Annotated in this window: 18 protein-coding genes and 1 pseudogene; 8 read left to right on the top strand and 11 right to left on the bottom strand. The window is 68.2% G+C overall.

The window, feature by feature from the left end:
- Positions 1 to 35 precede the first annotated feature (35 nt).
- On the bottom strand, positions 36 to 1,058 hold the full coding sequence (locus ACQEVI_RS26400) for a hypothetical protein (protein WP_432905146.1): 1,023 nt from the start codon (positions 1,056 to 1,058) through the stop codon (positions 36 to 38).
- Between the two features lie 212 nt (positions 1,059 to 1,270).
- Here ACQEVI_RS26400 and ACQEVI_RS26395 point away from each other — a divergent pair, with 212 nt between their 5' ends.
- The 4 genes from ACQEVI_RS26395 (at position 1,271) to ACQEVI_RS26380 (ending at position 4,461) form a co-directional block, all read left to right on the top strand.
- Positions 1,271 to 2,509 (top strand): hypothetical protein, encoded by a 1,239-nt coding sequence (locus ACQEVI_RS26395; protein WP_432905143.1) that lies wholly within the window; start codon positions 1,271 to 1,273, stop codon positions 2,507 to 2,509.
- A 127-nt stretch (positions 2,510 to 2,636) separates the two neighbouring features.
- Positions 2,637 to 3,884 carry a hypothetical protein gene (locus ACQEVI_RS26390; RefSeq protein WP_432905140.1) on the top strand — a complete coding sequence of 416 codons (1,248 nt, stop codon included), beginning with the start codon at positions 2,637 to 2,639 and terminating at the stop codon, positions 3,882 to 3,884.
- Between the two features lie 25 nt (positions 3,885 to 3,909).
- A complete protein-coding gene (locus ACQEVI_RS26385; protein ID WP_432905137.1) occupies positions 3,910 to 4,086 on the top strand; it encodes a hypothetical protein in 177 nt (58 codons plus the stop codon).
- A 3-nt stretch (positions 4,087 to 4,089) separates the two neighbouring features.
- Positions 4,090 to 4,461, top strand: a complete 372-nt coding sequence (locus ACQEVI_RS26380) for a DUF1990 family protein (RefSeq protein ID WP_432906141.1) — start codon at positions 4,090 to 4,092, stop codon at positions 4,459 to 4,461.
- Here the strand turns inward: ACQEVI_RS26380 and ACQEVI_RS26375 are convergent.
- Positions 4,430 to 5,185 (bottom strand): alpha/beta fold hydrolase, encoded by a 756-nt coding sequence (locus tag ACQEVI_RS26375; RefSeq protein WP_432905134.1) that lies wholly within the window; start codon positions 5,183 to 5,185, stop codon positions 4,430 to 4,432. The genes ACQEVI_RS26380 and ACQEVI_RS26375 overlap by 32 nt on opposite strands.
- 82 nt (positions 5,186 to 5,267) lie before the next feature.
- On the opposite strand from ACQEVI_RS26375, the gene ACQEVI_RS26370 reads away from it, so the two are divergent.
- Positions 5,268 to 5,492 (top strand): hypothetical protein, encoded by a 225-nt coding sequence (locus ACQEVI_RS26370; protein ID WP_432905131.1) that lies wholly within the window; start codon positions 5,268 to 5,270, stop codon positions 5,490 to 5,492.
- A 16-nt stretch (positions 5,493 to 5,508) separates the two neighbouring features.
- Here ACQEVI_RS26370 and ACQEVI_RS26365 read toward each other — a convergent pair whose 3' ends face one another.
- From ACQEVI_RS26365 to ACQEVI_RS26345, 5 genes are all read right to left on the bottom strand, one after another.
- Positions 5,509 to 6,312, bottom strand: a complete 804-nt coding sequence (locus tag ACQEVI_RS26365) for a hypothetical protein (RefSeq protein WP_432905129.1) — start codon at positions 6,310 to 6,312, stop codon at positions 5,509 to 5,511.
- A gap of 271 nt (positions 6,313 to 6,583) precedes the next feature.
- Positions 6,584 to 7,255 (bottom strand): hypothetical protein, encoded by a 672-nt coding sequence (locus tag ACQEVI_RS26360; protein ID WP_432905126.1) that lies wholly within the window; start codon positions 7,253 to 7,255, stop codon positions 6,584 to 6,586.
- Entirely contained in the window at positions 7,252 to 7,629 is a 378-nt protein-coding gene (locus ACQEVI_RS26355) for a hypothetical protein (protein ID WP_432905123.1), read from the bottom strand. The genes ACQEVI_RS26360 and ACQEVI_RS26355 overlap by 4 nt, the downstream gene beginning before the upstream one ends.
- Positions 7,630 to 7,645: 16 nt before the next feature.
- Positions 7,646 to 10,078: a CHAT domain-containing protein gene (locus ACQEVI_RS26350; protein ID WP_432905120.1), complete on the bottom strand. Its 2,433-nt coding sequence runs from the start codon at positions 10,076 to 10,078 to the stop codon at positions 7,646 to 7,648.
- Positions 10,079 to 10,211: 133 nt separating this feature from the next.
- A complete protein-coding gene (locus ACQEVI_RS26345) occupies positions 10,212 to 11,141 on the bottom strand; it encodes a hypothetical protein (protein WP_432905117.1) in 930 nt (309 codons plus the stop codon).
- 322 nt (positions 11,142 to 11,463) lie between these two features.
- Here ACQEVI_RS26345 and ACQEVI_RS26340 point away from each other — a divergent pair.
- Together ACQEVI_RS26340 and ACQEVI_RS26335 are read left to right on the top strand one after the other, a co-directional pair.
- Positions 11,464 to 12,534: pseudogene (locus ACQEVI_RS26340) on the top strand (IS630 family transposase); the annotation flags it as partial.
- A gap of 46 nt (positions 12,535 to 12,580) precedes the next feature.
- Entirely contained in the window at positions 12,581 to 13,672 is a 1,092-nt protein-coding gene (locus ACQEVI_RS26335) for an IS630 family transposase (protein ID WP_432905114.1), read from the top strand.
- Positions 13,673 to 13,733: 61 nt separating this feature from the next.
- Here the strand turns inward: ACQEVI_RS26335 and ACQEVI_RS26330 are convergent.
- Positions 13,734 to 14,968 (bottom strand): IS3 family transposase gene (locus tag ACQEVI_RS26330; RefSeq protein WP_432906138.1). Its coding sequence is split into 2 segments (ribosomal slippage): positions 13,734 to 14,740 and positions 14,740 to 14,968, totalling 1,236 coding nucleotides; the frame shifts between segments, so codons are not numbered across the junction.
- Positions 14,969 to 15,208: 240 nt separating this feature from the next.
- Here ACQEVI_RS26330 and ACQEVI_RS26325 point away from each other — a divergent pair.
- Positions 15,209 to 15,808 carry a hypothetical protein gene (locus ACQEVI_RS26325; protein ID WP_432905112.1) on the top strand — a complete coding sequence of 200 codons (600 nt, stop codon included), beginning with the start codon at positions 15,209 to 15,211 and terminating at the stop codon, positions 15,806 to 15,808.
- Positions 15,809 to 16,044: 236 nt separating this feature from the next.
- Here ACQEVI_RS26325 and ACQEVI_RS26320 read toward each other — a convergent pair whose 3' ends face one another.
- From ACQEVI_RS26320 to ACQEVI_RS26310, 3 genes are all read right to left on the bottom strand, one after another.
- A complete protein-coding gene (locus ACQEVI_RS26320; protein WP_432905109.1) occupies positions 16,045 to 16,608 on the bottom strand; it encodes a LysR family transcriptional regulator in 564 nt (187 codons plus the stop codon).
- A gap of 441 nt (positions 16,609 to 17,049) precedes the next feature.
- Complete coding sequence (locus ACQEVI_RS26315; protein WP_432905100.1) at positions 17,050 to 18,135, bottom strand: hypothetical protein; 1,086 nt, start codon at positions 18,133 to 18,135, stop codon at positions 17,050 to 17,052.
- Positions 18,136 to 18,941: 806 nt separating this feature from the next.
- Complete coding sequence (locus ACQEVI_RS26310) at positions 18,942 to 19,265, bottom strand: DUF6112 family protein (protein ID WP_432905097.1); 324 nt, start codon at positions 19,263 to 19,265, stop codon at positions 18,942 to 18,944.
- Positions 19,266 to 19,650 lie beyond the last annotated feature (385 nt).

The raw sequence follows: 19,650 nt of genomic DNA, 5'->3' as shown, positions 1-19,650 counted from the left end.
GTGACCTGAGCGTCTGACACGAGCCGGTCGCGGGATCAGTACGGGTAGTTCACATAGGCACGGTCCAGCGCCTCCGGGATGCGGAAGTAGTTCGCCGCGAGCCCCGCCGGGTCGGTCGCGAGGGCACCACGGCCCGGGCCGTCGTCGCGGTCGTCCCAGCCCCACGGCGCGTTCGCGGAGTTCTGCGAGCAGGAGATGCCGCCGTCGCCGCAGCTTCCGCCGCCGTCGCCCGCGAACGTGCCGTGGCTCGCGAACAGCGATGTGTTGGCGCGCTGCGACCAGAGCCCGCCGGGCGCGTGCACGTCCACCAGGCGGTAGGAGACGTCGCGGTCGTCCGGGTGCTCGGGCACCTCGGCGCGGCCCGCCGGGTAGTAGATGACGCCGTCGCCCCGGATGTCGTAGCCCGGGCGGGCCTTGAGACCGTGTCCCTTGGCCTCCTGGGCGGTGACGGGATGGGCCAGCCCGTCGTGCGGGCTGGTCGCCGTCTGCAGGGTGCCGTCGATGCTCTCGGCGCCGGCGCCCCACGTGCTGCCCGCCGGCGTGTACGAGAAGAAGTCGGTGTGCGCGACGGTGACGGCCGCGCGCAGGACGCCGTACGTCGAGCCGTCCTTCTGGACGGCGACCATGACGCCCTCGGCGTCGTTCTCGTGCTCCGTGTCGAAGATCGAGTCGGACCAGTCCCGCGGGTGAAAGAACATGTAGGTGACGAACCAGTGGGTGCCCGTCTCCAGCACGGAGTAGTAGGCGGTCGCGGCCAGGGAGTGGTTGCCGGTGTTCTCCCAGTTGTTGCGGGCGTCGAGGTCGCCGTCGAAGTCGTAGGCCGCGATGTAGTCCGACCGGCCGCCCAGCGCGTTGGTGCCGGTCTGGTCGACGTCCTGGTAGTGGATGGGCGCCCAGCGCTGCGCCAGGTCGGCGCTGCCGGCCGCGGAGAGCTCCGCGGGCACCGGCGTGGTCGCCGTCGTACCGGCCGCCGCGGATCCCGCGGCCGTGACGCCCAGGGCGACCACGGCCGCCGTCGTACCCATCACGAGCTTCGGTGTTCGTGCAGTTCCAGGCATGTTCTCCCTCGTCCCGATCGGCAGGTGACCATCGTCCCGGGAAGACTTCACCCGCGGCATTACCGACGAGCGAAGAGCGCATGGCAGATGGATGACGACTTGTCAGGCGAAGGGCGGTTGCCCGACTTTTCGGTACAGAGCGCCGCGTATGCGATACGTTTCGATCGACGACGACGTACCGTGCGCCTCTGGCGCGTCGAGAACCGAGAACCATGACAGTCACGACGACCCTGGCCGAACGCCTGACCGACCTGGCCGACCTGACGCCGCTGACCGAGACCACCAGGAGCCCCGACCCGGCCGCGGTGTACGAGCGGCTGCGTGCCAGATGGGGCAACGTTGCCCCAGTGCTCCTGGAGGGTGACGTGCGGGCCTGGCTCGTGCTGGGACACCGGGAGCTGGCCACGCTGCTGCGCAACGAGAGCCTGTACTCGCGCGACTCCCGCAACTGGAGCCTGGTCGCGGCCGGCGGCCTGGACCCGAGCAGCGGCGTCGGCGCGGTCCTCGCCCCGCGGGACAGCGTCTACTACGTCGACGGCACGCGGCACCGGCACCTGCGCCGTCTTGTCGACGACGCGTTCGAGGGGTTCGACGAGCGCCGCCTCGCCGTGACCGTCCGGCAGTGGTGCGAGAGCACGCTGGACCGGGTGGCGGCCAAGGGCGAGGCCGACCTGGTCAGCGAGTACGCGTGGGCCGTGCCGCTGCTGGCGATGTCCACGATGTTCGGGCTCGGCCCGGAGGAGGCGCGGGCGATGCTGGGCCACGCGCGCCGGATCTTCCGGGCCAGGGGCGCGGAGGGTGCCGAGGCGCTCACCGCGCAGAAGCGCCTGGTCGTGGACCTGGTCGCCCGGCGCCGGACGCAGCCGTCGGACGACATGACCTCGGCGATCCTGCACCACCCGAGCCGCCCCACCGACGAGGACGTGCAGAGCGCGGTCTCCACGATGCTCGTCCTGGGCAGCGAGTTCGAGGTCGCGTGGATCACGCAGGCGCTCCGGATGCGGCTGACGGACCCGCGGTTCGACGGGCGGTCGGGCGGCATGCTGTCGGCGTCGGACACGCTGGAGGCCGTGCTCGGCTCCATCCCGCCCGCCAGCAACACCGGGCCGCGCTACGCGATGGCGGACACGATGCTGGGCGGTCGCAGGATCGCGGCGGGCGACGCCCTCGTGCCGGGCATCCTCGGCGCGAGCGCGGAGTCACGAGGAGCGTCGGGGGACGACCTCTGGCTCGAGCCCGGCAACCTCGCCTACCTCACCTGGGGCGCGGGCCCGCACGCCTGTCCCGTGCGGCGCCCGGCCAGGGTGATCGCGCAGGTGGCGGTCGAGGTGGCGCTCCGCCGGCTCGGCGGGGTGGTGCTCACGGTCCCCGCCGACTCGCTGCCCGTCACGGGAACCCTGTGGTCGTCCATGCCGTGGCAGCTCCCGGTGCGGTTCGAGGCGCGCCGCTAGCGCTTGGGCTGCGGGCGGCCACGTGCCGGGAGAGAGCTCCGGGTTCATGGCGCGCATCGGACATGAGGTACATTCCGCCTAAAAGCCGTGTTGCGCGATCTGTCGCGCCCGAAACCCCCGGGGAGCCATGACAGTCACGACGACCACCCAGTCGGAGCGCCTGATCGACCTGGACGACCTGACGCCACTCATCGAGACCACCACCAGCGCCGATCCCGCGCAGGTCTACGAGCGGCTGCGCGCACGGTGGGGCAACGTCGCCCCCGTGCTGCTGGAGCCCGGCGTGCCGGCCTGGCTGGTGCTCGGGCACCGCGAGCTGGTCACCGTGCTGCGCAACGAGAGCCTCTTCGCGCGGGACTCGCGCAACTGGAGCCTGCTCGTCGACGGCACGGTCCGCCCGGACCGCGGCGTCGGCGGCGTCCTCGCCCCGCGCGACGGGATCTACTACGTGGACGGCGTGCGGCACCGCCACCTGCGCCGCCTCGTCGACGACGCGTTCGAGAGCATCGACGAGCACCGGCTCGCGACGATCGTCGAGCAGTGGTGCGGGATCGCGCTGGACCGGCTGCTGGCCAAGGGCGAGGGCGACCTCGTCGGCGACTACGCGCGCGCCGTCCCCATCCTGGTGATGTCCACCATCTTCGGCCTCGACGCCCCGCAGTCCCGCGACATGCTCCGCCACGCCCAGCGGGTGTTCCAGGCCGAGGGCGCGGCGGGCCGCGAGTCGCTCAACGCGCAGCGGGCCCTGATCGCCGACCTGATCGCCAGCCGCCGCGCGGAACCGTCGGACGACCTGACCTCCGCGATCCTGAACCACCCCAGCGCACCCACCGACCTGGACGCGCAGAGCGCTGTCTCCGCGACCCTGATCCTCGGCAGCGAGTTCGAGGTCGCGTGGATCACCCAGGCCCTGCGCATGCGGCTCACCGACCCGCGGTTCGACGGGCGCTCCGGCGGGCGGCTGTCCGCGCCCGACACCCTGACCGCCGTGCTCGGCTCGGCCCCGCCCGCACCCAACGCCGCACCCCGCTTCGCGCTCGCGGACACGACGCTCGGCGGCCGGAAGATCCTCGCCGGCGACGCGGTGGTGCCCGGCATCCTCGGCGCGAGCGCCGAGTCGCGCGCCAGCGGCGACGACATCTGGATGGAGTCGGGCAACCTCTCCTACCTCACGTGGGGCGCCGGCCCGCACGCCTGCCCCGCCCGCCGGCCCGCCACGGTGATCGCGCAGGTGGCGGTGGGGGCCGCGCTGCGCCGCCTCGGCGGCATCACGCTGACGGTCCCGCCCGAGGAGCTGCGCGCCACCGGGACGCTGTGGTCGTCGGTGCCCCGGGAGCTCCCGGTCCGCTTCGAGGAGCAGCGCCCGGCGCGGTGACGGCCCAGAGCCGTAGGCTTCCCGGGTGCACCTGACCCGGCCCGACCTCGCGCGGATCCTCGACCGTTCGGCTGCCGAGCGGCCCACCGCCGAGCTCGGCTGGCTCGACGCGCCACCCGCGCGCGCCCGCGTGCTGCGCGAACGGGTGGTGCTCGGCCCGGACGTGACGCCGGCCGCCACAGCCGACGCGCTCTTCGGCTGACAGATCCACCGCGGCGCCGGACTCGTCATCGTCCCGAGCGGGCCGGCCGCCGTCGGCGTCACAGTGGTGCAGGCTGTACGGGCTGGGCCGCTCTGGTTCGCCGCGCCGTGCCGGGTGATCGACGTCGTCCGGACGCCCGACGAGACCGGCTTCACCTACGCGACGCTGCCCCGTCACCCGGAGACGGGTGTCGAGTCGTTCCGCGTGCTGCGCGACGGCGACCGGTTCGTCTTCGAGATCCACGCGGTGGCCCGGCACGACTTCTGGGGCTCCCGGATCCTGCCGCGCGTCGCCCACCGTGTCCAGGACCGGGTGACGCGCGGCTACCTGAGCGCCGCCGGGCTCAGCGCGGGAACTCGGCCAGGAACTCCCTGACCAGCGCCGTCACCTCGGCCGGGCGTTCGAGGTTCGGCAGGTGGCCGGCCCAGCCGAGCTGGGTGTGCTTCGCGCCGGGGATGCGGCCGGCGAGATGGTTCGCGACGGCGCGGAAGTGGTCGAGGTCCTGGCCGCCCGAGACGACGAGGGTGTGGGCGGTGATCGCCTCCAGGTCGATGTCCGGGCCGGCCTCCTGGTGGATGTCGTCACCGGCGCCGAGCTGAACCTGGAACGCGTGCCGCTGCATGGTGCGCACCAGGCCGCGGGCGACGTCGTCGGCGTCGGGTCCGAGCCAGGTGGCGACGTTCAGCTCGGTGGCGCCGTCGACGTCGCCAGCCTCGAGCAGAGCGTCCTCGCGCCGCCCGAACCGCTGCAGGGAGCGGGTCGCGGGCAGGGCGAAGGCCGAGTTCAGCAGGACCAGGTGGGACACGAGGTCCGGCCACTCGGAGGCCAGCTGGAGCGCCACGTTCCCGCCCGCCGACGCCCCGACGATCGCCACCGGACGCTCGCCGAGCGAGCCGAGCAGGGCCCGCACGTCGCCCGCGTTGTCGAACGGCTCGCTGGTCAGCGGCGTGTCACCGTAGCCGCGCAGGTCGCACCGGATCACGCGGTGGTGCTCGGCGAGCGGGGCCTGCTGCGGGCCCCACATCCGGGAGTCGGCGACACCTGCGTGCAGGAGCAGGACGGCAGGGCCGGAGCCCGTGACGTCGTGGCTGAGGATCATCCGCCGACCGTAACGGCGGCGGTGCGGAACTGGCCAACGCATTCGATGGACTCCGGTGCGGGCGACGAGTAGGATCGAACACATGTACGAATCAACAGAAGGTCAGGCACCCGGCCGGCCAGGCGCGCAGGCGGTGGGCTCGCCGGTCGACGGGGCGTTCGCCGAACTGCTCGACGAGCTGTTCACGGGCCCGCGGTTCACGTACCCGCCGGTCCGGGAGTCGCCCACGTACTACGGGGGTCACGGCCGTCGTCGGCACCGGCGCTTCGTGCTGCGCGCCGGTACCGATCTCGACGATCCGCGTTGAGCTGATCAGTGCTGAGCTACAGCACCACTGCGAGCACCGCGGCCACCAGGGCCAGGGCGATGCCCACCCAGGCGAACGTGGTCGCGGTAGCCGCCTTCTTGGTGGCAGCGTCGGCCGCCTCACGGGCAGCGTGCGCCGACGTCGTGGCGGCGTCCGCGGCGGCCTGAGCCGCCGAGGCGACAGCGCGCGCCGAGTCGAGGTCCGTGCGCAGCGCGCCGGTCGTCGAGGTGAGCTCGTCGATCCGCTCCCGCAGCCGCGCGGCCTCCTCGCGGGCGGTGCCGGCGGACTGCTCGATCGCGGTGGCCAGCTCGCCCGCCGTGGTCTCGCGCGCCTGCTCGATCGCCTGGGCGAGCGCCTGCTCGTGGGCCTTCGCCTGTGCGACGCTCTCCTTGGCGATGAGCTCACGCAGGTCGGTGGCCTGTTCCTTGAGGTTGACGGTCAGCTCGGCGCGGACCTCCTCCGGGGTCAGGGGCTTGTCCGGCTTGGCGAGGTAGGCGTCCGCCCAGGTGCGGCGTGACCTGCTCGGCCGGCCGGACTGCGCGCCGTCGTCCGCGGCAGGCTCCTTCTCCTCGTCGCTGAGGCGATCGAGAGCCTCGGCCGCCGCCTTGACCGCCGGTGGGGTCTCGACCGGCACCTTGGCGCCCTTGGCCGCCTTGGGCCCCGCGGCGGCCGCCACGGGTGCGGAGTAGTCCGCGTCCTCGCTGTCGTTCGACGCGGACTCGGGAATCTTGATGGGCTTGGTCAACAGTGCCCGGAGGCGGTCCATCCGCTCGGCTTTCTCGCCGCCCTCGCTCGGAGGCGCGTCGCTGTCGCTGCTCATGGCCAAAAGGTACTGCTCTGCCCGTTCTAGGTCGACTATCTCGGTGGGCGCGGCGTGCTGCCGGTAGTCGCTTCACCCTGTTTAGGCGGTGCTGGACAGGATTGGCCTTCAGGGGTCATCTGAAACCCGACTGATGCTCCACAGGATCGCGCGGGGCATCACGGGCGGCGACGGGCCGATGGCCGGGATCGTGTTCGTGCTGCCGGTCATTCTCGAACGAGATCCAAGGGCGTTCCTGAGGTCACGGTCGCCGCGCGCGGGTACTCCAAGGTCAGCTGCGACAGCCCTTGGAGATCTCGAAGGTGGCAATATCGGTCAGGTTGACGTCATAGGTCGTGCGATCTGTCTCGATGCGGAGTACCTCACCGCCCGCGCCCGTGAGGGTTCCGCACAGGACAGTCGCGGGTTTGCCCTTGAGGATGACTTCGACCGACGGGTCCTCCGTGCCCGCGGCGGGGGCCAGCCACCAGATGAAGATGCCTGCGAGCAGTGTGGCGAGACCGATGGCGACGAGACTTCGGGCGTCCTTCAGCCGGTCGCTGGAGGCCTCCGCGACCGCGACCTCGTGCGCTGCGATCGACCCGTACCGCTCCAGGACGTCCTTGAGCTTGCGCAGCGTGACTGGCGGTGCAGCCGCGTGTTGTGCGTGCCAGAGCCCTCGAAGGATGAGCCCCACGGCCAGGACGAACAGGGTCGCGACTACGTAGCCCCAGACGCCTGCAAACTTCGCGACGGATTCGGGTCCTCTGAACAGCATCGCACCGAGGACTACTGTGACGAGGCCGGCTAGGCCGTTGCGCCACTTTTCTGCCGTGTCGGTGGTCCGAGTGAGGCTGGCGGCAACCTTCGCGTCCCAGTCATGACGATGTTTGACCTCGGCGGGGCTCGGCCCCTTTGCCGGACGGCGCAATCGAGCCGGACGCGGCGCCGGCGTGGCACTCATCCGGCGGAGTTTTCGTCGATCTCGATGACGTACGTGATGCCGCAGCCATGCGGCCGCTCGGCGGGCCGGCCGTCGTGCGGCTCAGTGCACTCGCATGACACCACGATCCGGCGCCATGACCCCGCGTCCGGATGCATGTCCCGATCGGTACCCTGGTCGCCGAGCACATCGCCGTTGGCCAGCGCCGCGGCCAGGACCTGGTCTGCGGTGAACGGATCACCGCACCGGGGGCACAGTCCCGAGACCTGGACGACAGGAACCTCTTGGGTGCCGGTGAAGGTGACGACGAGCTTCTGAGCCTCGATCAAGTCGTAAGCGTTGTCCGTCCACCGCAAGCCCATGGTGTCGGCAGTCTCGTAGGGCAGCATGGCCATGAGAGTTCCCTTTCGTTCAGGCGCCGACGACGAGCAGGGGCGCCCATGCGGCGGCGGGACGGTTCTCGAACCGGCCTCGGCGTAGCCATCTACGGACCATCTCGTGGACAGCCTCTGGCGCCGGGCGGCTCCGCAGCTCGGCAAGGACAAAGTTGACGTACTCGGCCGACTGGTCTCGTAGAAGTTCGGACGTCGTTGCCAGGACATGACGCGAGCCTCGGACGAGGGCCATCACCGGCAGGGTGAGTGGGTCTCCTCCGCCTGCGTCGGGAACGACAGCGCCGAAGCACGCGATCATCGCCAAGAGCCGGGCAGGGGTCGCGTCCTGCAGGTCGCGCGGGGTCACCCGGACCTCGTCGTCAAGCGCCAGATAATGGACGTCTGTCGCATGGATTCGGCCGTGTGTCACGGTTACCACCAGATCTGTGGTCCCGGAGAGCAGGCAGACACGGGCCGTGGCCGCGTCCGGGAGGGGCGTGAACGACGCTCCGTCCGCCCAGTGGCTGGCGACATCAGGCGCTCGCCACCAGGCGCCATGCCGGGGGAGATCTGGCCGGGGGGTCTTGCGTGCGTAGGCGAGGGCGGTCAGCGACGGCGCCACGGTGAACGGCCAGCGCGCGCCGAAGCGTGAACCGTCCGCCAGAGGGACGGCGCTCCACGGGACGGCCCAGGTCTCGCCGGACGGAACCAGGGAGATTCGTCGCCCGTCGGCCGGCAGGACGTCGGCGAGACCATGTGCGAACAGCTCACCCAGCGGTGCCAGGCTCTCGAGCTCTGCCTTGGGGTCGAGGCCCCGTGCATGCAGGTCCCGGATCAGAGCTGCGGCTTCTGCGCTGATCGGGTGGTCGCCCAGTGTGATCGTCGACGATCCGGAGAAGACGGCCCACGCGATGTGGTCGGTCCTCGGCAGCAGCGAGACCGTGACTATCGTGTCGCCGTCGGCGAGCTCGAGCGAATCGATGAGGTCCTGTCCGTGGTTCGGGTCGAACGGCGAGTAGATCCTTGCGACGATGTCGTCGAACCGGTCTTCGTCACGCGGGTCTCCTAGGTCGACGGCGACCGCGGCCAGCAGGGCCGTGTGCTTGCGAGCTGCGATCACGTCGGCGCGCAGGAGTGTGTCGTCGGTCGTGCCCTCCTCCAGGATGCCGGCGAGCCGCCGCCCGGAGAGGGACTCGAACGCGGCGACGAAGGCCGGTGCCGAGTCGGCGTTCGTCGCGGTCTGCAAGGCTTTGCCGTAGAGCTGCCCCTGACGGTTCGCGTAGTCGGACTGGGAACGGTGCCCTAGCTGCCCGGCGCGTCCGGTCTCGATCATCCGAAGGGCGTCGAGCCGGTGGCCGAGGGCGGCCTGGACGTCGTCCAACTGCTCCAAGCAGTCCGCGATACCCGACTCCGCAGTGGCAGCCATCCACAGGTTGGCAGCGGCCACATAGCCGTCACGGGCCGCTGTGAAAGCGGTAAGACCTTCCTCGGGGGCGCCGGTCCAACGAAGGAGCTTGCCCAAGTTGTATGAAGGATTCGCCCGCTCGAGCGGGGAATCTTGAGGCGCAGCCTCGGCTGCGTCACGGAACCAGCGCTCGGCCTCGTCGAACCGCTCCGCGTTCAGCGCCGCCGACCCGACTGCGTCCAGGATCTTGGCGAGCTGGACCGGTCGCTCCAGATTTCGCGCCTCATCGGCCGCGATGGTGAGTTGGTCGATCGCCTCATCGTCTCGGCCTTGCATCCGCAGCAGTTCGCCGAACTCAAGCCGTGCGTTAAGGAGCCCCTCGCGCGAGTTGATTCGTTCCATGAGCGCCATCGCGCCCATGATGCTTGCGGCCGCCTCGGGGTCGTGCAGGTCGCGTTGGCGAAGCGCCGTGCTGAGCCCGATGGCCGCGTTTGCCTCGTCGAGCTGCCATCCGCGCTCATGGGCCGTGCGTGCCGCCTCGTGGAAGGTCGTCACGGCTTCGTCCAGGCCTCCGTCGCTCAGCTGGATGTGGCCGACGAAGATCAAGGCTCGGACCTTGGCATGGGCATACCCGGCGGACCGAGCCAAGTCGATCGCCTCGGCGAACACCTCGGCCGCCGGCCGGAGTTTGCCTGCCGCGGCCAGTGCGCCCGCCTGACCGACGCGTGCTTCCACCGCCGCGGCTGGGAAGTCACCAGGTCGCTGGAGGAGAGCGAGCCTCTCGAAGTGTTGATGGGCGTCGTCGAGTTGATGAGCCCTCAGGGCGACGTCTGCGAGGTTGTACTCGCGCACCTGTTCGTACCAGAGGTCAAAGGGCATGCGGAACGATCCCGCGTTCTCCGGAAGCGAGACCGCGTCCTTGATGACGAAGTACCGCTGTCGAAGCGCGAGAGCTTCGGGGGCGTGTACGTCGTCAAGAAGCCGAGTGGCGTCCTCCGACGGCAACATGCACCACGCGGCATGGATCGTGCGGCTGAGCGCCTCATTGGGCATCTCCGACAACATGGGTCCTCTCTACGTGACCGGTTCCGAGTGTGACGACGCCTCGAACTGTTTGTCGATGTGCGATAGGCATATGCCGGATGCCCATGGGGTCGTCCGGGCACTCGTACCCGCCGACTTGAGCGACGGGATCTGTTCAGTCCTGGGAGTAGGTCAGTTCGGAGCGCACGGTGGCGCCGTGCTCGCGATGCAGCCGACGTAGTTCCCAGATCGCGATGAGGACGCCGATCAGCGGCACCGGTACGGTCAACAGGTACCAGCCGAGCTCGCCGCCGCCAGAGAACGTGAAGTAGGTCGCCGCGAGGTCGCCGGACTCGGTGAGGCCGAGATCGAAGATCTCGAAACCGAGGAGGCCGAAGGCAAGGTAGGTGCCGAAGACGCCGATGGCGATGAGCGCGCGCATCGTCGGGTGCCCGTCGATGGCGCGGAAGTAGTTGGTGGCGATCGATCCGGAACCCGAGAGCACGATCCAGCCCATATAGAAGAGCAGACCGATCAACGCCCCCTGCAGCACGCAGGCCGCTATCCCCAGCGGCAGCAGTGCCAGGCCGGCCAGGACCTTCAGCGGCCACCACTCCTCGGGGAGGAAGAAGCTCGCGAAGGCAGCCACCGCGAGGGCGTCGACCAGCAGAAGCGGAAGAAGCACTCTCAACGGCGTCATGATCATCCAGCGCACCGGGGCGAACGCGATCTGGGCGCACTGGTACACCGCCCTTCGGTTCCCGGGCCGCGCTACGACGAGCAGGAAGACCGAGACGATCCACATCACGACGAGCACCAGGAGGAATGCGATCAGGCCATCGGCCATGGTCTCCAGCGGTCCCAGGACGGCCCAGTCCTCGACGGTGCGCTCGGCCGCGTCCCGGGGCAGGGCACTGAAGTACCACAGGGCGAGGAAGATCAGCATGCCGCCGGTGCCGCGCAACCCGGCGACGATCTCCATCGTTCGGTCCTTCTGCCCGCCGAAGAAGCTGTAGGTGGGCCGGACCATCTCGGTCCAGCCGTCCCGCGCCAGCTGGAATCCGACGCCCATGCCCTCGAACCAGGCTTTGACACCTTCGAACATGACAGGAACTCCTCGCACGGTTCGGATACCCAGGGACGGCGTCGCATCAGCGAGTGGCATCGAACGTTATTGAGCCGGTCGACCGGGCACAACGGAATCCGGGGTGAACCAGCGGGTGATCTGACGCGGCGAACGCTGGTGTCGACACAGGCCAGAAGAGCGGCGGCCCGCCCCGGCAGTGTTCCCAACGGTGAAGGTAGGCCGTTGCGTCGGGGTCGTCCTTCGGGACGACCGGGACCGATCGTCGAGCGCTCAGTGAATAGACGCTCTAGTGCTCCGCGTGGTTAGTTGTTTGACGGTTGGGTCTTTGGGATCATGAGGCATGGCGAATCGTCCTGCCCCGACGTTGAGCATCACCGCGGAAGATCATCAGGAGCTGGTGCGATGGACGCGGTCCTCGACGGTCGCGGCAGGTCTGGCGCAGCGGGCGCGGATCGTGCTGCTGGCTGGTGAGGGTCACTCGAACACGCAGACCGCGGTCCGGGTCGGGGTCTCGCGCCCGACGGTCATCGCATGGCGCGACCGGTATCTGCGCCACGGGCTGGACGGCCTGCTCGACGAGCCACGTTCAGGGCGCCCGCGCGTGGTCGACCGGGCCAAGGTCATCGCGACCACGCTGAACCCCCCGCCGAAGAAGTACGGGGTGACGCACTGGTCCACCCGGCTGATGGGCCGGCACCTGGGCATCGCCGACGCGACCGTCGCGGCGATCTGGCGCGAAGCGGGGATCCAGCCCTGGCGCGCCGAGTCGTTCCGGTTCTCCACCGACCCCGAGCTCGTCGCGAAAGTGAGCGACGTCGTCGGGCTCTACCTGAACCCGCCGCAGAACGCGATCGTTCTCTCGATCGACGAGAAGTCCCAGATCCAGGCCCTGGACCGCACCCAGCCCGTCCTGCCGACCCAGCCCCACCTGATCGAGCGGCGCTCCCACGACTACGTGCGGCACGGGACCACGACCCTGTTCGCCGCGCTGGAGATCGCGACCGGCAAGGTCACCGCCGCGTGCAAACCCCGCCACCGCCGCCAGGAGTTCCTCGCGTTCCTGCGTCAGGTCGCCCGCGCCTACCCCGACCAGGAGCTGCATCTCGTCATGGACAACTACGCAGCCCACAAGACCGCAGAAGTACGGGCCTGGCTGGAGGCCAACGCGCGGATCGTCGTGCACTTCACGCCGACCCACGCCTCCTGGATGAACCTGGTGGAGGTCTGGTTCTCGATTATCGAACGCCAGGCCATCCACCGCGGCACCTACCGCTCGGTCAAGGACCTCAACGCCAAGATCCGCCAGTTCATCACCGGGTGGAACGACCGCTGCCATCCGTTCGTCTGGACCAAGACCACCGACCAGATCCTCAAGAAAGCCAACCGTCAGACCACTTCAAACGCGGGGCACTTGTGTCCTGAATCAGGAATTCTGTTCCTAATTATATGCTGGGGTCATGACGCGTGCGGGGCGGCCGAAGGCTGAGCTGGTGTTGTCCGAGGACGAGCGGGCAGCGTTGGAGGGGTGGGTGCGGCGTCGTTCGACGCCGCAGTCGTGGGCGTTGCGGTGCCGGATCATCCTGGAGTGCGCGACGGGCGCGACGAACAAGGACGTCGCCGAGCGGCTCGGGTCGACGTCGCACGCGGTGGGGCGGTGGCGGGCGCGGTTCGTCGAGCACCGGATCGCGGGCCTGGGTGACATGCCGCGCTCGGGCGGGCCCCGGTCGGTGACCGACGAGCAGGTCGCCGCCCTGGTGACCAAGACCTTGGAGAGCACACCGAAGAACGCCACGCACTGGTCGACCCGGTCGATGGCCAAGGAGATCGGCATGTCGCAGTCGACGGTCTCGCGGGTCTGGCGGGCGTTCGGCCTGCAGCCCCACCGGGTGGAGGGGTTCAAGCTCTCGACCGACCCGTACTTCGTGGACAAGGTCCACGACGTCGTCGGGCTCTATCTCGACCCGCCCGAGCGGGCGCTGGTGTTCTGCGTGGACGAGAAGTCCCAGATCCAGGCGCTGGACCGCTCCCAGCCCGTGCTGCCGATGATGCCCGGGATCCCGCAGCGCGTGACGCACGACTACGTCCGGGCCGGCACCACAACCTTGTTCGCCGCCCTGGAGATCGCGTCCGGCAAGGTCATCGGGTCGCTGCACCGCCGTCACCGTGCCGAGGAGTTCAAGAAGTTCCTGATCATGCTGGACAAGCAGACGCCCGCTGACCTGGACGTGCATCTCGTGCTGGACAACTACGCGACCCACAAGACGCCCGCGATCCGGACCTGGCTGGTCGCCCATCCGCGGTTCCACCTGCACTTCACGCCGACCGGGTCGTCCTGGCTCAACCTCGTGGAGCGGTGGTTCGCCGAGCTGACCAACAAGCAGATCCGCCGCGGCGCGCACAAGTCCGTCCAGGCCCTGGAGAAAGACATCCGCGACTGGATCGCGACCTGGAACACCGACCCCAAGCCCTATGTCTGGACCAAGACCGCCGACGAGATCCTCGAACGACTCGCCGGATATTTGAACAGAATTCCTGACTCAGGACACTAGGACCTGTTCGGGATTATGGTCCTGAACTGCGAGTTGAACCGCCCCGGGTTCGTTGGAGAGTTCAGTTGTTGACGGTTTCCGGCTCTCCAGCCGGGGCTTGAGCGTAGTAGATGTCCTCGACGGCCGCGGGGGTGCGGTAGTCGAGGGTGGAGTGGACGCGGCGGTTGTTGAACCACTCGACCCACTCAGCAGTCGCGTACTCGACGTCGGTCAGCGTCTTCCAGGGCCCGAGATGGAACACGGTCGTGTCGATGCACTCGGCCTTGAACAGGCCCACGATCGTCTCCATCAGCGCGTTGTCATACGCATCCCCGACGCTGCCCACCGACGGCGTCAGGCCCTCCAGCGCGAGCCGTTCGACGTAGCGCACGCTGACGTACTGGGACCCGGCATCCGAGTGATGGATCACACCGGTCACGGGCCGGCCGTGGTGGGCACGGGTCCAGGTCCCCATCCGCAGCGCGTGCAGCACCAGATCGGTGTGCTTGGTCCGGGCGGCGTGCCACCCCACGATCCGCTGGGCGAACACGTCCACGACGAACGCGACGTAGACGAACCCGGCCCAGGTCCGCACGTAGGTGAAGTCCGCGATCCAGGTATGGTCCGGCCGCAGCGCGGTGAACTGCCGGTTCAGCAGATCACCAGCACGGTGGCCGTCCTTGCCCGGGATCGTGGTGCGGACCTTGCGCCGCCGGGTCGTGCCCCACCAGCCGTTGGAGGCCATGACGCGAGCGACCGTGCAGCGCGCGACCTGGACGCCTCGGGCGCGCAGCACCCGCCAGGTCTTGCGATACCCGTAGAGCGACTCGGGGGCCGCCACGACCTCACCAGCGGTGTTGGTGAGGGTCCGCAGCGCGCGGATCTGCTCGACCAGCACCGCATCGGACACCGTCCGCGCGGCGGGCCGGGCGAGGCGTTGGAGGTGGGCGTAATACGTGCTCGGGGCGATCGCGCAGCCGTGCTCCGTGAGCACCCTGCAGATCGGCTCGACCCTGAACCGTGCTTTGTGATCGGTGATGAACTCGCAGATCACCGACGTGGCGGGTCGAGCTCCCGCGCGAAGAAACTCGCTGCGGACTTCAAGATCTCATTGGCCCGCCGCAGCTCACGGTTCTCCCGCTCCAGCTCCTTGATCCGGGCCGACTCCGCGGTCGTGACGCCCGGCGCCCGGCCCGCATCGACGTCGGTCCGCTTGACCCACAACCGCAGGCTCTCGATACCGATGTCCAGCCGCTCGGCCACTGCCTTGACCGCCGCGTACTGCGACGGATACTCCGCCCGGTGCTCCAGCACCATGCGCACCGCACGGGCCTTCAACTCATCCGGGTAACGCTTCGAGGTCGACACGATCAGGATCCTCCCAAGGAAGGAACCCTCCACGAAACCCGGGGCGGTTCAGCCTGGTTGATGCTGTGCCGGTAGGCGAGGGTGACGAAGCGTTCGAGGCGTTGCTGGGCAGCCGCCAAGGTCCGCCTCCTTCTGGGGACTGTGGCCGCGACCTGGCCAAACGTGCGCCGATGCGGCACGCTCTGGGGCGTGGAGCTCCTCGATCTGAACTGGACGTCACTGACCGCGGAGACGAAGGTCGCCTTGGTTGCAGCCGGAATTGCCCTGCTGGTCGGATTTGCAGGGCCGTTTGTTAGCTGGTGGACGACGAGCCGCACCCTCAAAGCGCAGCGGAGGATGGCGGCGGATCAACTCGAAGCGCAGCGGAAATTAGCGGCAGATGAGCGAGTATGGGAAGAGCGTCGGAAAGTGGGGGCCGACCTTCTTGAATGGGCGGCAAGCCTGGAAGATCGTGTAAAAAAGGCGCATGATTTCTACGAAGATCTGATCATGCGGGGGCAGGATCCAGACATAGTCAGTTTTATCGAAGAGGCATGTATTTCACGTCAGCTTGAGATCCGAGTTCGGGCGTACTGCTCGGATGAAGTTAAGACTGCAGAAGAGGCATTCTCAGATGCGGCGCACGGGTACGCGACACTTTTCGAATTCGGCGAAGCGGGTCGAGCGCTTGACGGCGAACCCCCGAGTGATGAACTGAACGCCGCGATTGGTCAGGTCTGGGCTCGACAGGCAGAACTCGCCGAGAAGATTTCGAACGATATCGTGCTCGGCTCGGCTGGCCGCCCTTGACGTGTCGTAGTCACAGGATCGGCAGCCGGTAACGAGCAACTCATTCGAGGACAACTTGGTACAAGTGCACCGCTTCACACCTTTGGTGGATCATTACGGTGATGTAGGGATTGCACTGACTTGTCAGGTGCGCAGCATTTTTGTCGGTAAGCCGAGGAATAGACCAGCTCTGGAATTTCTGCTGCAGTAGAACGTGCATCAGAGTTGTTCTCTTCCTCGATTGTGTCCGGTTCTTCTCATGTGGTGGGGAGGATGGGCGCGATTCCAAGGTGCTCTTGGGCTTGGCGGCATAGTTCCTGTCCGAGAGGTGTGAGCGGCCCGACGGGAAGGGGCCGGGGGCGCCGTTGGATGAGCGATCCTCCGGTGGCGCGTTCCAGCGTGGCCAGCTGAGTGGTCAGGTTTGCCGAACTGCAGTCGTGGGCTCGGGCGGCCTGGTTGAGGCTGGGCTGGTGGGCGAGGGTCACGAAGCGTTCGAGTCGTTGCCGGGCGCCTAATCCGCGTAGCGCGTCACGCAGCGGTAGCGGGAATTGCGAGGGGTGGCGCCCGCCGGTTGCGTGCCGGTCGATGAAGTCGTGTGTGTCCAGCAACAGGCGCGCCAGCTCCAGACGGCTCTCGTAGACGACATGCCCGCCGGTGGTCGCCGACCAGTGCCAGCCCGAATAGTGCGCCTGCCCGTGCCGCCACCGTAACACCCGCCATGGCGCGGCCACGGCCAGGATGCTCGACGCAACGGTCCCGAGATCCGTGGTCGACTCCCTGCCGGAGCTGTCCTTGAAGCTGAGCGGACTGCCGGCACCCATAGCCGGGCCTTCCGTCGAGGCCCCACCTGCGCGGCGGGAACCGCCAACGTACCCAAAATGGGACAATCTCTCCGGCGAGCGCGCCGACAGCATTCCGGCTGTCGTCCTCGGCCAATGCGGCGCACCGCATGTTTCGCTGGACTAAGTTGTTGCGCTCATGGCCGACGCACGGCCTTGACCAGGGCGCTAGCGAACGGGCACTGTGATGCCACAAGGTCAGACATCTAACCATGGAGGCACTCGTGTCCCTGCGGACCAAGCGTTGGGCGACCGTGTTTCTCGTGGGTGTGGCGGTACTCGTTGGAGTGCTGATCTGGCTCAGCCTGGGCAACGGGTTGATGGAGTGCGAGATGAGTCGTTCGACGCAGGACGGTGTCGAGCGAGTGATGCCGGTCTGCGGATGAGCAGACCGGCACCACCCAGCACAGGGATTGCTGAACCCTACATGTCCTCGTCGTAGTTGGATGCCGTCATCGCACGGATCGCGAGGCCGTTGTCCTGGATCGACCAGTACTGCGCGCTCAGGACCGTGCGGCTGCACAGCCGGCCGTCGTTGTTCGCCCGGCAGTTGACGTACGGGCCCTCGATGGCCGAGATGATGCCGCCGACCTGTGCGTATGGGTTGCCATCGAGCGAGGTCGTGTGGACCGGGCCGCCACTGTCACCCTGACCAGCGCCTGCCTGCGTCGGGTTCACCGTCCGCACCATCGGCCCGACCTGCCCACGCGGCCAGTTGTAGTACACACCAGTCGAGGTGACCTCGTTGTTGCAGTTCGTGCCGCTGGGCGCGCCACCGAGGCACCAGTTCTCCCCGATGACCGCAACCCTGGACTGCGTGACGATGTACCGGCTCGCGTTCACGTGCGGACCCACGTAGACGTACGGGTAGTAGATCAGGTCGGGGTCATTGATCCCCGTCCAGCTGGGCAGGTTGACCATGAGCGCAACGTCTTGGTCGTGGCTGCGGTACATGTACGAGGAGGTCGCCCCGTAGAAGTACGACCGGTTGGAGTCCTGCGGGTCGGGCCAGGTTGCCCAGACGTCATCATTCTGGTCCGGCTGCCCGTCGATGCAGTGGTCCGCGAACATCATGCCGTAGTTGCGTGGCCGACTTGAGTGCGGGGCATCGATCATCACCGGCCATCCCGACGTGCACGCAGTGGTACCGGACTGATGGATGATGTTCGCCCCGCCCGCGTACGGGAAGTACGGGGTGTACTTCCGGTCGTCAGGAGAGACCGCTGGAGTCACACCGCCCTCGACGACGTCGATCTCGAGCGGGAAAGCGCTGTTGATCTGCGTCGCGGCAGAGCGCTTCGCGTCGAGGCTCTCGACCGTCGCCACCAGGCCGGTGCCGTCGGTCTTGACCGTGATCGTCCCAAAGAGGCCCTTACCGGATGCGAGCACCCGCTCCGCTTCGGCCTCCAGCTCGTGACGTGGGTAGAGCATCGCCTTGAAGTCGGCAGCGACACCGAGTCCGGCTACTTGCTCCGCGATGGTCTTCGGCGGCGTACCGTGCCACCACACCGTTGCTTGCTTCTGCGAGTGGTCCCATTGGACATCTCCGAAGCCAGCGGGTCGGTCCGCCCACAAGTCGGCGGCCAGGTCCGCAACCTCCTGAGGCGCTTGGACCTCCGCCCCGGGTAGGCTCCCCGCAGGTTGAACCTCGGCGTGCTTCATGAGTTCGCTCAGCGAGCTGGGCTTGATCCCGAGGTCGCGCGCTTCCTCCGTCAGATCAGCGGGACTGAGCTGCCCGACCTCTGTATCCGGTGTTCCGTCCGAGGCGACTGCTGACGAAGTGAGTCCGGCGGCCGCTACCGCCAGGGTGGTGAGCGCAACTACGAGGCCGCGCCGTCGATGAATCCGTGACATGCCATCGTTCCTTTCCACGCTCGTTGCCGAGCGCCTGTCGGGTACGTGGTCGTCACAAACGTATGCAAAGCGGACATCAGGAGCCATGGTTGGCGGCGTGAAACCAGGGTGAAATGACGGGGCGCGTACGTCCGGCCCGGCGTGTCGCCCGTGTCGCGTCGCGGCCGTCCCCTGTAGGGCGCTCCGCAGTGGTGCCGGTGTCGGCGGACCAACCCCGCTCCCAGAGCGCGCACTAACGGATGACCGACGGCACGTGGGCAATGGTGGGCTCCGGACGCATTGTCCCGCATGGCTTCAGGGTTTGGCCAGTACCGGTCGATTCAGGCTGCCGCCGGCCATGGCGCGGCAACGGGACATTTCGAACGACCGCCATTCGGAGAACCGACAAGAATCCGGTCAACCGACATCTGGTCGACAACAACACCGGTCAGACCGACATCTTCGATGAATCCCTACAGGGCTCACCCGGCCTGGATGGACTGACCGACATCCCAGAAAAAGTTCACGGCAGTCACCGACGCGCCGCAGATGATCGCCGCCCCGAGCCCGACCAGCACACCGGTCTTCCCGCGGCCTGCCAACTGGGGGTTCGACGAGTTGGCGCCCAGCGCCCACACCATCGCCGAGACGATCACAGCGAGTACCGCGCAAGTCAGTCCCACGGTCATCAACGCGCCGACGATGGTCTTGAACTGGTCGATACCAGGTAGACCGTTTGTGTTCGGGTCTATCGAGATGCCACCGACCAGACCGGTGGCCACACCCGTGATGGCACGGTGCAACATGGTTGACTCCCTCAGCAGCAGTGACACGGCTGTCTGAGAGCAGGGGCGAGAGCAACACCGCTGGACCGGTGCAGCAGCGGTGACGCGGGCGGGCGAGCACCATCGGGATTGACCGCGGGCCGCTAAACCTAGATTCCGATCGAGGTAGATACCGCGTGCTGACGCTGGGCCGGTGATCGCCGTTGAGGCGGCTGATGCACCGCAGATGGGTCGTTCGCCTGGACGAGATCGGGGCAGACCTCAGTGCTCGCCGCGATCGGACCGGGAACGAGGATTGGCGCGGGGCGAGGAGGGTATCGAGCTCACACCGAACCACGCGCTCCAAGCGGACCGGGCATAGCACATCGGTTGCGGCACTGCATGCACCCTGTCGATGTCTGCCTGC

The sequence above is a fragment of the Promicromonospora sp. CA-289599 genome, from assembly GCF_050936155.1.
Taxonomy (GTDB): domain Bacteria; phylum Actinomycetota; class Actinomycetes; order Actinomycetales; family Cellulomonadaceae; genus Promicromonospora.
Note: the sequence above shows the minus strand (reverse complement) of the source record. Positions and strands in the feature narration are given on the sequence as shown.

Bases quoted from the DNA above. Each gene is read 5' to 3' on its own strand.
- ACQEVI_RS26350 (WP_432905120.1), bottom strand. From the start codon at position 10,078: ATGTTGTCGGAGATGCCCAATGAGGCGCTCAGCCGCACGATCCATGCC.
- ACQEVI_RS26320 (WP_432905109.1), bottom strand. From the start codon at position 16,608: ATGGGTGCCGGCAGTCCGCTCAGCTTCAAGGACAGCTCCGGCAGGGAG.
- ACQEVI_RS26310 (WP_432905097.1), bottom strand. From the start codon at position 19,265: ATGTTGCACCGTGCCATCACGGGTGTGGCCACCGGTCTGGTCGGTGGC.
- ACQEVI_RS26360 (WP_432905126.1), bottom strand. From the start codon at position 7,255: ATGAGTGCCACGCCGGCGCCGCGTCCGGCTCGATTGCGCCGTCCGGCA.
- ACQEVI_RS26400 (WP_432905146.1), bottom strand. From the start codon at position 1,058: ATGCCTGGAACTGCACGAACACCGAAGCTCGTGATGGGTACGACGGCG.
- ACQEVI_RS26375 (WP_432905134.1), bottom strand. From the start codon at position 5,185: ATGATCCTCAGCCACGACGTCACGGGCTCCGGCCCTGCCGTCCTGCTC.
- ACQEVI_RS26395 (WP_432905143.1), top strand. From the start codon at position 1,271: ATGACAGTCACGACGACCCTGGCCGAACGCCTGACCGACCTGGCCGAC.
- ACQEVI_RS26390 (WP_432905140.1), top strand. From the start codon at position 2,637: ATGACAGTCACGACGACCACCCAGTCGGAGCGCCTGATCGACCTGGAC.
- ACQEVI_RS26335 (WP_432905114.1), top strand. From the start codon at position 12,581: ATGACGCGTGCGGGGCGGCCGAAGGCTGAGCTGGTGTTGTCCGAGGAC.
- ACQEVI_RS26345 (WP_432905117.1), bottom strand. From the start codon at position 11,141: ATGTTCGAAGGTGTCAAAGCCTGGTTCGAGGGCATGGGCGTCGGATTC.
- ACQEVI_RS26365 (WP_432905129.1), bottom strand. From the start codon at position 6,312: ATGAGCAGCGACAGCGACGCGCCTCCGAGCGAGGGCGGCGAGAAAGCC.
- ACQEVI_RS26355 (WP_432905123.1), bottom strand. From the start codon at position 7,629: ATGGCCATGCTGCCCTACGAGACTGCCGACACCATGGGCTTGCGGTGG.
- ACQEVI_RS26370 (WP_432905131.1), top strand. From the start codon at position 5,268: ATGTACGAATCAACAGAAGGTCAGGCACCCGGCCGGCCAGGCGCGCAG.